Source organism: Vibrio pacinii DSM 19139 (assembly GCF_000711795.1).
Lineage (GTDB): Bacteria > Pseudomonadota > Gammaproteobacteria > Enterobacterales > Vibrionaceae > Vibrio > Vibrio pacinii.
The window spans coordinates 217,450-230,775 of sequence record NZ_KL543978.1; the positions used below are offsets into that span (position 1 = coordinate 217,450).

Genomic DNA, 13,326 nt, shown 5'->3' on the forward strand with positions numbered 1-13,326 from the left:
TGCGGGCAGCTAGGGGAGATTTCGGGGGAGATCTTGGTTGCCCGCTTTTTTATGTGCACTCACCTATCGCTAACTATTTGTGTAAACTCCGATTTATCGCTAGAGTGAATACAATAAAGCTATTTATAACAAGGATTCACTATGAAACTTTCCCCTACTGCACTCGTTCTTTCTGCCCTCCTAATCTCATCGCCAACTTTTGCCGCCAAGCCTGAATGGGCGGGGAAAGGAAAACCAGATCTTGAAGAGATAAAAACCTTTGCTGACGCACAAAAAGTGAGCGCCGAGGTGGAACAGCGAGAACAAGAACTCGATCAGCTTATCGATGAAAAGAAAACAAACGCGAAAAAAGCCAAAGGAAAAAACAAACAGAAAATCGAGCAAGAAATCGAACAATTAGAAGATGAAGCTGACGAGCTTGATGAGGCCAAACAACAACTCAAGCAGAAGCAAAACAAGCTCAAAACTGACCAAGATAAGCAGTCAAAAGGCTTAGCAAAACAACAAGAGAAAAAAGCAGGTCAGGAGCGCAAAGAGCAAGGTAAAGGCTCGGAGCAAGGTCAACAACAGCGCGAAGAAAACAGCAAGAAATGGTGGAAGTTCTGGGAGTAGTTAACGACTAAACCTGACACATTTAACCAGGTGTAGTGACTCTCTTAAATCCTACACCTTGCCTTGATTCAAGCGAACTGCCAGATTTGATAAAAAATCTGCCAATAGCTTAGAAGTGGACAAAGCGTGCTTCGGAAAGTTTACTACATCAGGTTTCGAGTAATTTTAATCTGTTGATTTGAGGAGCGCTAATTTTAAATTAAGCGTTATTGGCATTAAGCCAAACCCCATTTTCTTTGTGTGCTAGTAACGTTCCAATAAGATCTCTGAGCTCAATTCTACTTGTAAAAAATGGAGCGCAAGACGAAGCTGATATTTTGGCGCCTTTTAAGCCACGCATAAAAACCGTTTCTAATCTTAATGTGTTATTTTTTTCGTTAATATATTTAATATTAAATGTTGGCATAATTATCTTCTAGTTTATTGTTGGTATTTTTATAGTTTAAACCAAAAGTTTTTCCAGAAATAAGTGCGTGAGGAATGCATCTTTTAAGGGGGGAAAGCAGTTGATTGGCTATTTTGAGGGGGGAGGTATAGAGGTGGTTGATAACCACCTCTATTTAAATCAGTTTAAGCAACGACAACATTCGCAGCTTGAAGGCCTTTTTGACCTTGCTCTACATTGAAAAGAACCTTTTGGCCTTCAATTAGAGTCTTAAAACCTTCTGAAACGATAGAGTTGAAATGAACGAATACATCAGCACCGCCATTATCTTGAGTCAAAAAGCCAAAACCTTTACTTTCGTTAAACCATTTTACAGAACCAGTTGTTTTATCAGACATAGATTGTCCCTTAATATTTAAATATAAATGAGTCGCCAAAATGCGAAGCGCTGAAAATTGAATTATTTAATGCATCTATGAAGCTAACGAAGGGAAACTCTGAGGATAACAACTAGTGAATTCTGAGGGCTTTACTTAAAAAACTTTATTTTTTCATTTAATAACTCTGAATAACAGAGCAAAGCCATTATGCGCTTTATTAATTTAATGTAAAGGATTATTTAATTTTTAAGCTAATTAACTTTTTTATGACAAAAATGACAGACAAAAGTAAGTTGTCGACAACGCGCTGAAACGCTCAGCGATGGAGTTGATAAACATAAAAAATAACGCCTTTTTACGACGCCATCATTGAGTCCATACGATTAAGCAATTTGCCTATCCTGAGTTAACGGCGACATAGAAGCAATTCTTACCTGAGCTTTTCGCTCGATATAGCGCTTCATCGGCGTGACGAAACGTATTGGCTTTCGCAGTCTCCTGATGAAGCGCAACACCACAGCTGATGGTTACAGACTGGCCAATACTAAAGTCATGATTCGCAATGGTGGTTTGAATTGACCTAACTCGTTGTTCAATAACTGAGTAGTCGGCGACCTCAAACGCAATAAGAAACTCTTCTCCTCCCCATCGACCTACCTGCCCAACCCCTTCAACTTCAGTCTCTAAGATGCGTGCAACTTGAATCAAGACTTGGTCACCCACATCATGGCCACAGTCATCATTGATTTTCTTAAAGTCATCAACATCAACTATCGCGATCCATTGCACTTTCTGCGGCTCAAGTAACAAGGCTTCCATATGACGTCGGTTATACAGTTGGGTCAACATATCGGTATGAGATAAGATTTGCAGTTGTCGATTCGTTTCATGCAGCAAATCCATGGTTTTTCGCCGCCCAGAATCATAGAAATAGGCAATCGAAAATAAAAACAAGTAGATGATAGAAAGGTGGATAAAGCTGATAGTATCAAATGGAATGGGTGGCCAATTATGCATATCAATCAAACAGATATAAGCCACTATTGCAAAATTTATTAGACTGAAAACTGAGCCGAGTCTGTAGCCTAGAACAAATATCGCCACCACGGGCGTCAAGAACGAAAATGCTAACGCAAATTCACTGTGACCAGAGCCGACAATAAACAGTAAGCTGATGGATGACATTACCGACACCATAATCGTTGCGGCTATATTGATCTTTTTACTGCGCCATAAAAAAACGTAGGCAATGGCACAAAAACCCAATCCCACGGCTTCAATGGCAGCAAGTAAAAGACTGGGTATGACTAAGGTATTGTAATAAACCAAAAAGGAGAGCACAGCTGACAACACGCTCAGAGAGGCAAAGATAAATACGCTTTCTCTGTAGTCTGGGTCGTCACAGCTTATCCCCAGCCATTTTTCTAATCCTTTGGTTAGCACTGCCGTTCACATCACTCTCATTTATGATACGGCTAATATACCTTAAGGTATGTGCATCGTCACCCGAAGTGCAGGCTTATTGTCAAAAAGTGTTGCGCCGATATAGTTCGAAACGAAAGTGATGACAGCGCTAATATGATCAAGAGAGGGTGAGCCGTCACGCCCCCCTCTATCTACCACTTACAAAGTCACTTTCTTTATCATGCCCGCTTCAGCATGACCGGGCATATTGCAGGCGAACTCAACTTGATTGCTACCATGGAAATGCCACAAAAGCTGCTTTGCTTTGCCCGGTTGAACGGTAACGGCACTGTCTGAGTCATGAGCATGGCCAGTCATGTTTTTCATCATTTCGCGGTGTTTTAGCTGTTCACTCGCTGAACCTATGGTGAACTCATGATCAATCTTGCCGACGTTCATCACCACAAACTGCACCACATCATTTGGTTCAATTTCTACCGCTTTTTTGAATTTGATGCTCATGTCATCATCCAGAATCACATGCACCACTTTGTCTGGTTTCGCGCCTTTTGCTGGCATACCAACTTCAGACATACCCTCCATATTCATCATGGCGTTATTCATGCCTGAATGATCCATCTTGGCGTGGTTCATCTCACCATGGTCCATCTCACCATGGTTCATCTTCATCTGTCCGCTATCGGCCAGTGCAAACGTTGCAGTAAGGCCCAATGCGATGGCGATAAGTGTCTTTTTCATACTATTTCCTTCCCTTTCGGTGTTAAAGCCTCAACCATTAAGCGAGGCTTTTATTGTTGAGCTTAGTTAGATTAACTCGTCGTTGTTTTTTAACTCGCGCAGCTTCCACAATTTAAAAATGGCGGGTAGCACAACGAGAGTGAGTAGCAAGGCAGACGCCATGCCACCAATCATTGGCGCGGCGATACGTTGCATGACTTCAGAGCCAGTGCCTTCACCATACATAATCGGGATCAGACCAATAATGACAGTCAGAACCGTCATCATTACAGGGCGCACACGCAGCCCAGCGCCTTCTTCAATCGAGTCATTAAGGTCTTTAAGCAACAAGGGTTGATGTTGCTGCTGTCGTGTCAATTTGGTGTAGTGCCACGCTTGGTTTAGATAAACCAACATAATCACACCAATCTCAACCGCGACCCCAGCCAAGGCAATAAAACCGACCCCAACCGCAATCGAGAAGTTGTAGTTTAGGTAATGCATTAGCCATAAACCGCCAACCATAGCAAGGGGTAGCGTAAGCATAATGATCATCACCTCTCCCACTCGGCGGAAGCTCAAATAGAGCAACAACATGATGATGGCAAGCGTAATTGGCACAACCACCCCCAAACGCTCTTTGGCTCGTTCCATGTACTCATACTGACCTGACCATCCGAGCGAATAACCCGCGGGTAGGTTGAGCTGCTCCGTGACTAAGCTTCTCGCTTCTTCAACGTAAGAGCCGAGATCTCGACCTTCGATATCGACATAAACCCAGCCATTTGGACGCGCATTTTCCGTTTTGATCATCGGCGGACCATCTTCGTAGCGAATATCCGCCACATCAGCTAACGCAATACGCGCGCCGTTTGGCGTCACTAACGGCAAGTCTCGCAACTTAACCACTGAATCACGGTAACTTTGCGGGTAACGTACATTAATTGGGTAGCGTTCTAACCCTTCAATGGTTTCGCCGACATTCATGCCACCAACCGCCGTTGAGACCACTTGCTGAACTTGTTTGATACTCAACCCATAACGTGCAGCAGCGTGACGATTGATATCGATAGTCACATAACGCCCACCCGCAACACGCTCGGCATACACAGAAGCGGTGCCTGAAATGCCATTTAAAATCGGCTCAAGATCCGCGCCAATCTTCTCGATGACTTTCAGATCAGGCCCGGCTATTTTTATTCCGATCGGCGTTTTAATCCCTGTTGCCAGCATGTCGATACGTGTTTTGATCGGCATCACCCAAGCATTGGTCAAACCGGGAAATTGCACCAGATCATCAAACTCTTTGCGCAGTAATTCTGAGGTCATCCCTTCACGCCACTCTTCACGTGGTTTGAGCTGAATTACCGTCTCGATCATCGTCAGTGGCGCTGGATCGGTGGCGGTTTCTGCACGGCCGATTTTGCCCCACGCCGTTTCCACTTCAGGTACCGTCATGATCAACTTATTGGTTTGCTGCAAAAGCTCACGTGCTTTACCAATAGAGATACCGGGATAGGTGGTCGGCATATACATCAAATCACCTTCATCCAATGGCGGTATGAACTCACTGCCGAGCTTAGACGCTGGATAATAAGCAGATAACATCAAAGCTAACGCGAGCGTTATGGTGCTTTTCGGATATTTGAGACTGGCACTAAGTAGCGGTTTGTAAAGAGCAACCAACCCTTTGTTGATCGGGTTTCTATTCTCAGGCAACACCTTGCCTCGAATAAAGTAACCCATCAGTACTGGCACCAGAGTGATGGCGAGTCCTGCCGCCGCCGCCATCGCGTAGGTTTTAGTAAAGGCAAGTGGTGAGAACATTTTGCCCTCTTGCCCTTCTAAGGCAAACACAGGCACAAAACTTAACGTGATGATAATCAGTGAGAAAAATAGCGGCGCGCCCACTTCTTGCGCCGCATCACCAATCACTTGCCAACGGTTCTTATCATTCAGCGGGGTACGTTCAATATGCTTATGGACGTTTTCTATCATCACGATTGCGCCATCCACCATGGCGCCAATCGCTATTGCAATACCCCCTAGCGACATGATATTCGCGTTGATGCCTTGCCAATACATGATGATAAACGCAGACAAAATTCCCACAGGTAAGCTCAGTGCAATCACAAGCGAAGAGCGAATATGGAATAAGAACAGCGCACAAACAACCGCAACAACGATGAACTCTTCGGCTAACTTCTTCCAAAGGTTTTCAACAGCAGCATTGATTAATGTCGAGCGATCATAGGTCGATACGATCTCGACACCATCAGGTAAACCGCTTTGTAACTGCGCAAGCTTCAGCTTAACCTTATTGATCACCTCACTGGCATTTTCACCAAATCGCATCACGATAACGCCACCCACTGCTTCACCCTCACCATTCAACTCGGAAATTCCGCGTCTCATCTGAGGACCAAGATTGATCTCGGCGATATCTCCTAGCAGCAACGGGGTCCCTTGCCCTGTCACCTTTAATGGCAGCGCCTGAATATCTTCGATGCTGGTCAGGTAGCCTGTGGCTCGAACCATATGCTCAGCTTCAGCAACTTCCACCACCGAGGCGCCGCTTTCTTGGTTACCGTCTTGAATCGCTTGGTTTACTTGTTGCAGCGTCAGGTCATAAGCGCGCAGCTTGGCAGGATCAATCTGAACCTGATACTGCTTGACCATACCGCCGACTGTTGCGACTTCAGAGACACCATCCACAGTTTGCAGCTCATACTTTAAGAACCAGTCTTGCAGGCTGCGCAGTTGAGCTAAGTCATGTTGGCCGGTTTTATCCTGCAAAACATAACTGTATATCCAACCCACACCAGTAGCATCAGGCCCTAGGGCAGACTTGGCACTTGGCGGCAAGTTAGGGGCAACTTGGCTTAAGTACTCAAGCACGCGTGAGCGCGCCCAATACATATCGGTGTCATCATCAAAAATAATGTACACGTATGAGTCACCAAAGAACGAATAACCACGCACTGTCTCTGCACCCGGCACAGCAAGCATGGCAGTGGTCAGCGGATAGGTCACTTGATCTTCAACCACCTGCGGCGCTTGGCCTGGGTAACTGGTTTTAATGATCACCTGCACATCAGACAGGTCAGGTATGGCATCAACTGGCGTATTCTTTACGCTATAAAGCCCGCCAAAAACAAGTGCTACCGTTGCAACCAACACCAGAAATCGGTTATTGATAGACCAGCGAATAATCGCATTAATCATGCTTCATCCTCGCTAGTTGCTACTTGTTTAAGTAGGTAATCCGTGGCTTGCTTTTCAACTAGAAACCGAACGCGTTGCCCTTCTTCTAATCCCGACAGATCGACCTCATCACCCACTGAAAAGTTCATCTCCCCAGCCTCCCATCCCCACTCGGCGACAGGAAGGTGACTCAGAGTAATCATGCCAAAATCAGCCATTAGCATGGTAATATTACCGGTAACCCATACCTGCGCTGCGATCACGCTGTCACCAACCTTGTAATCGACGATTTGATATTGGCCATCTTCAGACTTCTGCATCTCAAAATCTATGCTTTGGCCTTGCTTGAAATCGCCCATTTCCACCCCTTCAGCAAGGGTAAAATTCATCGTCATGCCCGGCCACTCCCATTGCGGGACAGGTTGGTGATTGATGGTCAACATTCGATGTCCACTCATCACATCGGTAATTTCACCCTTTGCCCACGCGGTTTCTTTTAATGGTTCTATTCCATTAATACGCTCAAGATCGGCAGACTGACTCGATTCAGAATCCAACATAAAATGAGCTGAGGTGACAATTTTCTCGCCAAGTTTGAGACCTTGCATCACTTCAATGTTTTCGCCAGCCTCTCGTCCCACTTCAATACGAATTGAGCGATATTTACCATCCCCTTCAGCAAGCACGACTCTTGTCATGCCACCAGAGCGAATCACCGCTGAGCGCGGAATCGTTATGACTTCTTCACTACTGACAGGATGCAACGCCACATTGGCAAACATGTTCGGTTTCAGCTCACCATTGGGGTTAGCGAATTTAAGGCGGACACGCAATGTACGTGTGTCAGGGTCAAGAATGGGATAAACGTAGTCTACTTTTCCTGTCCATTGCCCTGTTGGCAGAGCATCCAATGTCATTGATGCCTGGCTGCCTTGTTTTATCCAGTGTGACTGACGCTCAAACACTTCAGCATCGACCCACACTTCATCTAGAGGCCCCGCGCTTATCACCGCTTGAGCCGGTGATAAATAGCCCCCTTCGCGAATATTCAAGCTGGCAATAATGCCATCAGCAGGCGCTTTGATCTCGATGGTTTGAGTTGCCTTACCACTACGTGCAATGGCAGCAATTTGTGCTTTATCAACCCCTAAGGTCGCCAATCGATCGGTCGCTCCCTTAATCATGCCAGAACGCTTCGCTTTGTAAGCACTGATGAGCTCCTCTTGCGCTTTAACAAGCTCAGGGGAATAAAGCGTAAACAACACCTCACCGCGCTTTACCTTCTCTCCGACCGCGTTGATATAGAGCTTTTCTACCCAGCCAGAAACACGCACATTGGTCTGCCACAGTTTGCTGTCATCAAAGGCAATATAACCGACCGTTTCAATCCGTGGTGATAAGGCCTCTCGCTTGGCCATCGCCGTCTTCACTCCGAGGTTGTTTTCAACCGAAGGATCAATTTTAACGGTCCCTGGCTTATCGCTTGAACCATTAAGGTCTTCAGCGTAGACAGGGACTAAATCCATGCCCATTGGCGACTTACCTGGTTTGTCTCGTTGATAATTGGGATCCATCGGAGCAACCCAGTACAGAGGCTCATTCGTTGACGAACGAGTTTCACTCGCTAGGGCGGACATTTCATGGTCCATCTCTGGTAAATAGCGACTAATTCCATACCCGATAACACCACCGACCAATAGCGCAACCGTTGCAACTTTTAACGTACTCATGACTTTTCCTTCTTATTGTTGTGGCGCGTGTGCAGCGGAGTTGGGCAGCGAGTGTTGATACCCGCCAAGTAAAGCTGCAAGTTTGCTATTGGTAATGTTGAGATCGGTAACTAATCGCTCTAATTCTATGCGTAGCGCAATATCATCAGTTGTTGCGGTCAACACATCGCTAAACTGAGCGGTGTTATTTTGGTAGCCACGCTCTATGGCTTCGATTCTGGCACTCGCTTGAGGAATGAGACGTTCTTGGTAGCGTTCGATACGTTCGATAAGATTAACGCGATCATTGACCAAAGCATTCACTTGCGCGTTCATCTGCGCCAGAAGTGCGTCTTTTTGGTATTGAGACGCTCCGACCTGATATTGCGCAGCCGATAGACTTTTATCTTGGCGGTTTCCTGTAAACAATGGAATGTCCAACGTTAAATAGGCGCTAACAAGATCAGAGGCGGGTTCGCCACGCATGTTATTCGCCTGTCTGTGGGCGTACATGACTTCAACACCAAACTGCGGGGTATATGATTGCTCGGCAATGTCCACTTGCGTTTGTGTGACTGAAATATTGACATCGGCAATACTCGCCATTGGGTGCTGCTTTAACTCAGGGTAGTACTCTTGCGTCTGTGCATAGCGAGCCAATAATTGGTCAAGACGCGACCAATCCAACTGGTTACTTGCTAACGGCAGAGCCTCATGATTTATTTGCGTTAGCCACTGCGCACCAAGCCACTCTGACAGCTGTGCTAGTAAACGCTGCTGCATCTGTAGATTGCTCTGCAACTTGTCATCAATTTTGTGCAACTGAAGCTGAGTATTGAGTAAGTCTTGTGCTTCACTATTACCGATAGCGTAATTAGTACGGACGAACTGTTCCATCTCCCCCATCACACGCTGGTTCTCTTCCACCAGTGCTTGTGTGCGTTGCAAATAGCCGAGTTCGAGCCACAATTGAGTCATTTGGTTGGCAATCTCACGTTCGCGAACTTGAGCTTGAAGTGAGACGCCTTCGGCTTGTTGGTTGGCTTTACGTTGATTGAGCTCTAATGTCGAGCCGCGCTCAAATTGCTGCATCAAACCAACAGAAATGTTGGTCATTGGGTCGTCATCGAACTTAAAGGAGTCGATAGGCAAACCGCCAAAGCCGACTTTTATTTTAGGGTCCATCAACGTCGAACTTGCAACACCACTCTCTCTTAATGCCTGAGATTGAGACGCGTATTGCGCGCGAGTAGCATCTTGCATAATCGCCACAGCTATCATTTGATTGAGCTGTAACGTCGCAGTTTGAGTGTTTTCTGAATGGCTTACGATATCAGCCATGGCTAAAGATGGTAGCATTGCCGCACTCGCAGCAATACACAGACTCAGGGCTTTGGGGCGATCAAAAGTACTTAATTCAATAATCACAATAGGTATCCATTTAGAGCGTAAAAACGCTATAGATATCTCCCTAGCTCAACAATCAATATAGATCATCAATCAGAGCTAAAGAACGAAAGTGCGAGTTGAATTAAGCGGAAGGTGGGCGGAGAATACTTTGCGAACGTGAGACCTTTTCACCCATTTTCACCGCATTAAAATGGGCAAAACGAGAAGAAAACTCACTGTTTGTTTTGATATTGGCTAAAGGAAAAGAGGCGCTGGAACAGACAGATCCACAGTGGATATGGGTGTCGGTGTCAGTATCATCACAATGACTGACTGATTGAGTCGTTGGATACTCTTTAGCTAAAGTGGAGGAATGACAATAATCACGCTCAGAACTCGTCACAGAATGAGTAGAATGAGTAGAATGAACAGAGTGAGTATTGTCGACCACCACCTCTGACATCATCATACTCTTCATTACCATGCTTGGTGCGCTTGACACATAGTTAGACATCAACATCGCCAAGATGCCGAAAATCATAATCCATGTTGTGCGTGATGAGTGTGTCATAGCGTACCCTTGATAAGAGTAGAGAAGTATAAACCTTACACCTAGGGTAAGGTCAACTCCGTTTTACAGGCTTTTTCTGGTTAACTTGATCATTCCATGCTTGGTCATCCATCTTCTGTATAGAAATGCCTTGCAGATAACGGCAACTGATGTAATTTGTTGTCTCTGATTTATTGCCCTTTTCCCAACAACCCGGTCAACTATGCCTAGCAAAGATATCAAATTTATTGCCGTCGATATGGACGGAACGCTACTCGATCACAACAGCCAACTGCCAGAAGACTTCTACTCAGTCTATCAACAACTTGAGCAGCGCGGCATCACTTTGGCTGCCGCTTCCGGCCGTCAGTACTACAGCCTGATGGAGACGTTCGCACCAATTAGCGATCGCATGATGTTTATCGCTGAAAATGGCACCATGGTGATGCATCAAGGCAAAGAGCTGTACCGCTGTGAAATGGATAAAACATCAATTACTAGCATCATTAACCAAGCGCGTTTGATTGAAGGTGCACATATCGTTTTGTGTGGTACGCAGTCGGCGTACATTGAAACCCAAGATCCTAAAGCACTTAAAGAGTTCGCCAAGTACTACCACCGCTGTCAATATGTGGAAGATCTGCTGAGTGTCGAAGATGACTTCATCAAGGTGGCTATTTGTCACTTTGACGGCACTGAGACGCATGTTTGGCCGAGTTTTGAACGCGAATTTGGCCACAGTCATCAGGTGGTCGTGAGCGCGAAAATCTGGCTTGATGTCATGAATGCCGAAGCATCAAAAGGGGCTGCAATTAAGCACTTACAAACTACTCTCGGTTTTAGCTATGAGCAAACCATGAGTTTTGGCGATTACCTCAACGATCTTGAGATGCTCAAAGCGAGTTACCACTCCTACGCAATGGCAAATGCCCACCCAACAGTGAAACAGACAGCACGTTTTTCTGCGCCGAGTCATCGTGAGGCTGGCGTCATGACGGTCATTAAGCGCGAGTTGCTCGACTAAGCCTGATACAACTCAAGTGGTAAGCCGTCAGGATCTTGAAAAAAGGTGAACGGCTTACCCGTAAACTCGTCGATGACCAATAAGCCATTATAATATTGACGCGCGTCTGCATAAGCTGCTCCTATTGTGAGTGGGGACTCGTCTTGTCGGGACGATGGTCGAGTTGCTCTAACTGCGTGGCCAACTGTTGCTGTTGATTAGAGATAGCTTCAAGGGCTTGTGCGGTGGTTTTGATTGCGTCAGCCATAGAAGAAAGATTGCGTGTGGTTTTGGTTAAGGTATGTTGAATTGGCCGAAGAATAAACCAAGCAATCACCACAATAATCGCAATGATGATGACGCCGATAAGGCTCACCACCAACAATATCTGCTGACGGACATCGGATAAAAAACGTTCGCTGCTGCGCGCCAACACTTGCTTAGAGTCTTGATATGCTTGAGGTAAAGACTCTACCGAGCGCCGAGACAACACCACCAATTGATTAAGGTTATCGACCGTGTGGTCTAACTGTTTTTGCTGCGCGGGCGTCAAACTCTCGCTCGCCGCGATTTTGTTGAGCGCCACACCGACTTGGTCGAGAGAGTGACGAGTGTCGTCTATCGCCCGCTCCACACCATCGAGTTCGAGCGTCATATTGATTTTAAAAAACGCCTCCGACTGAGGATCAAGCTCATCCATTTGCGCGTAACCGTTAAAGCTAAAAACGCTGATAGCAATTGCCCATATCCATTTCATTTTTATTCCTTCTGTTCGACTCACGCATTGAATAATAGAATGACAACGGCTCCGTTGGCTACGTAAACCACGCCTGAATTATCACAAGCGTACACAATTCTCACTTTGCTCGATACGCATCCGCTAGACCATTTTCTGCCGCCAATGGTACATTAACCTTTCTCACAACCAAGGAATGTGCATGGACTTAAACTTACTGAAAACTTTTGATGTGGTGATGAAAACGCGTAGCGTCAATCTGGCGGCTGAAAACCTCAATGTTTCAGCGCCAGCGGTTAGCCATGCGCTCAATCGTCTGCGCGAACAGTACCAAGATCCCCTGTTTATTCGCCAAGGTAGAGGCATTACCCCGACCACATTAGCGATAGAGCTTCATGCCGAAATCCAACAACCGCTCAATTTACTACTTAACGGGGCAAAATCACGCCAACAGTTTAATCCACAAACCAGTCAACGTACCTTTCGTCTTTCAAGCCACAAAGATCTTGATGTGATGATATTGCCACGTCTGTTGGCTTATCGTGACCAACACGCCCCTGCGGTCAAACTAAGCACGGACTTTGAACATGCAGATGAGGCGCAGCGCCAGGCAGATTTACGCATGCGTCGTGTCGACTTGATTTTAGCCACCGTCCCCCTTGACGAACACGGATACCATAATGAACGGTTATTTGAACAACCTTTGGTGGTGGTGTGCAGTCAAAACCATCCGCGCATCAAAAATACACTTAGCCATAAGCAATTTTTCGCTGAGCGCCATCTGCTGTGGGGCACTCAACGGCTCAATCAAGATATCATCGACTCACTGGCCATCGAGCAACAACCCAGTCGCGATATCGTCTATAAAACTGACTCAATCTGCAACGCGATCATGATGGCAGCGCAAACTGATTGGTTATGCGTAACGGGCAAGTGGCACGCTGAGTTTCTGGCCTCAAACCATAATCTCAACCTATTTCCACTACCATTTGAACTCAAACCACTGCCTGTCTACATGACGTGGCACCAATCACAACACCAAGATTCAGGCCACCAGTGGCTCAAGCAATCGTTGTTTTGCGCAACACAAACACTGCGAGATTGAATGTGGATTAAATAAAAGTTAATTTACATTTAACTTTTGAGCCATCGATTGATTAATCCATGCACTCTACACTCTCTCTATCAACGAACGCTATCAAGTTCGCCATCAAGA

General features: G+C 45.9%; 12 protein-coding genes and 1 pseudogene. 3 read left to right on the top strand and 10 right to left on the bottom strand.

Annotated elements, in window-relative coordinates:
• Positions 1-141: 141 nt before the first annotated feature.
• The gene (locus tag BS19_RS19025; RefSeq protein ID WP_038177489.1) at positions 142-612 is read left to right on the top strand and encodes a hypothetical protein; all 471 of its coding nucleotides are present in this window, start codon (positions 142-144) and stop codon (positions 610-612) included.
• 199 nt (positions 613-811) lie between these two features.
• Here the strand turns inward: BS19_RS19025 and BS19_RS19030 are convergent, their stop codons facing one another.
• The 8 genes from BS19_RS19030 to BS19_RS19065 all read right to left on the bottom strand — a co-directional run bounded on the left by BS19_RS19030 (position 812) and on the right by BS19_RS19065 (position 10,392).
• Positions 812-1,018, bottom strand: a complete 207-nt coding sequence (locus tag BS19_RS19030) for a hypothetical protein (protein ID WP_038177490.1) — start codon at positions 1,016-1,018, stop codon at positions 812-814.
• Positions 1,019-1,182: 164 nt separating this feature from the next.
• Positions 1,183-1,395: a cold-shock protein gene (locus tag BS19_RS19035; RefSeq protein WP_038177491.1), complete on the bottom strand. Its 213-nt coding sequence runs from the start codon at positions 1,393-1,395 to the stop codon at positions 1,183-1,185.
• 378 nt (positions 1,396-1,773) lie between these two features.
• Complete coding sequence (locus tag BS19_RS19040) at positions 1,774-2,820, bottom strand: GGDEF domain-containing protein (protein WP_038177492.1); 1,047 nt, start codon at positions 2,818-2,820, stop codon at positions 1,774-1,776.
• A gap of 180 nt (positions 2,821-3,000) precedes the next feature.
• A complete protein-coding gene (gene copI, locus BS19_RS19045) occupies positions 3,001-3,540 on the bottom strand; it encodes a copper-resistant cuproprotein CopI (RefSeq protein ID WP_038177493.1) in 540 nt (179 codons plus the stop codon).
• Positions 3,541-3,606: 66 nt separating this feature from the next.
• A complete protein-coding gene (locus tag BS19_RS19050) occupies positions 3,607-6,744 on the bottom strand; it encodes an efflux RND transporter permease subunit (RefSeq protein ID WP_038177494.1) in 3,138 nt (1,045 codons plus the stop codon).
• A complete protein-coding gene (locus tag BS19_RS19055; protein ID WP_038177495.1) occupies positions 6,741-8,453 on the bottom strand; it encodes an efflux RND transporter periplasmic adaptor subunit in 1,713 nt (570 codons plus the stop codon). Before BS19_RS19055 ends, BS19_RS19050 begins: the two co-directional genes overlap by 4 nt.
• 12 nt (positions 8,454-8,465) lie before the next feature.
• Positions 8,466-9,773, bottom strand: a complete 1,308-nt coding sequence (locus BS19_RS19060) for a TolC family protein (protein ID WP_245609315.1) — start codon at positions 9,771-9,773, stop codon at positions 8,466-8,468.
• 190 nt (positions 9,774-9,963) lie between these two features.
• On the bottom strand, positions 9,964-10,392 hold the full coding sequence (locus BS19_RS19065; protein ID WP_157631214.1) for a hypothetical protein: 429 nt from the start codon (positions 10,390-10,392) through the stop codon (positions 9,964-9,966).
• A 202-nt stretch (positions 10,393-10,594) separates the two neighbouring features.
• On the opposite strand from BS19_RS19065, the gene BS19_RS19070 reads away from it, so the two are divergent.
• A complete protein-coding gene (locus BS19_RS19070) occupies positions 10,595-11,395 on the top strand; it encodes a Cof-type HAD-IIB family hydrolase (protein ID WP_038177498.1) in 801 nt (266 codons plus the stop codon).
• Here the strand turns inward: BS19_RS19070 and BS19_RS20775 are convergent.
• Positions 11,392-11,472: pseudogene (locus BS19_RS20775) on the bottom strand (VOC family protein); the annotation flags it as partial. The gene BS19_RS19070 and the pseudogene BS19_RS20775 sit on opposite strands and share 4 nt — an antisense overlap.
• Positions 11,473-11,516: 44 nt before the next feature.
• A complete protein-coding gene (locus BS19_RS19075; RefSeq protein ID WP_038177499.1) occupies positions 11,517-12,131 on the bottom strand; it encodes a hypothetical protein in 615 nt (204 codons plus the stop codon).
• Between the two features lie 181 nt (positions 12,132-12,312).
• Between BS19_RS19075 and BS19_RS19080 the strand changes: the two genes are divergently transcribed.
• The gene (locus BS19_RS19080; RefSeq protein WP_038177500.1) at positions 12,313-13,215 is read left to right on the top strand and encodes a LysR family transcriptional regulator; all 903 of its coding nucleotides are present in this window, start codon (positions 12,313-12,315) and stop codon (positions 13,213-13,215) included.
• Positions 13,216-13,326: the final 111 nt, after the last annotated feature.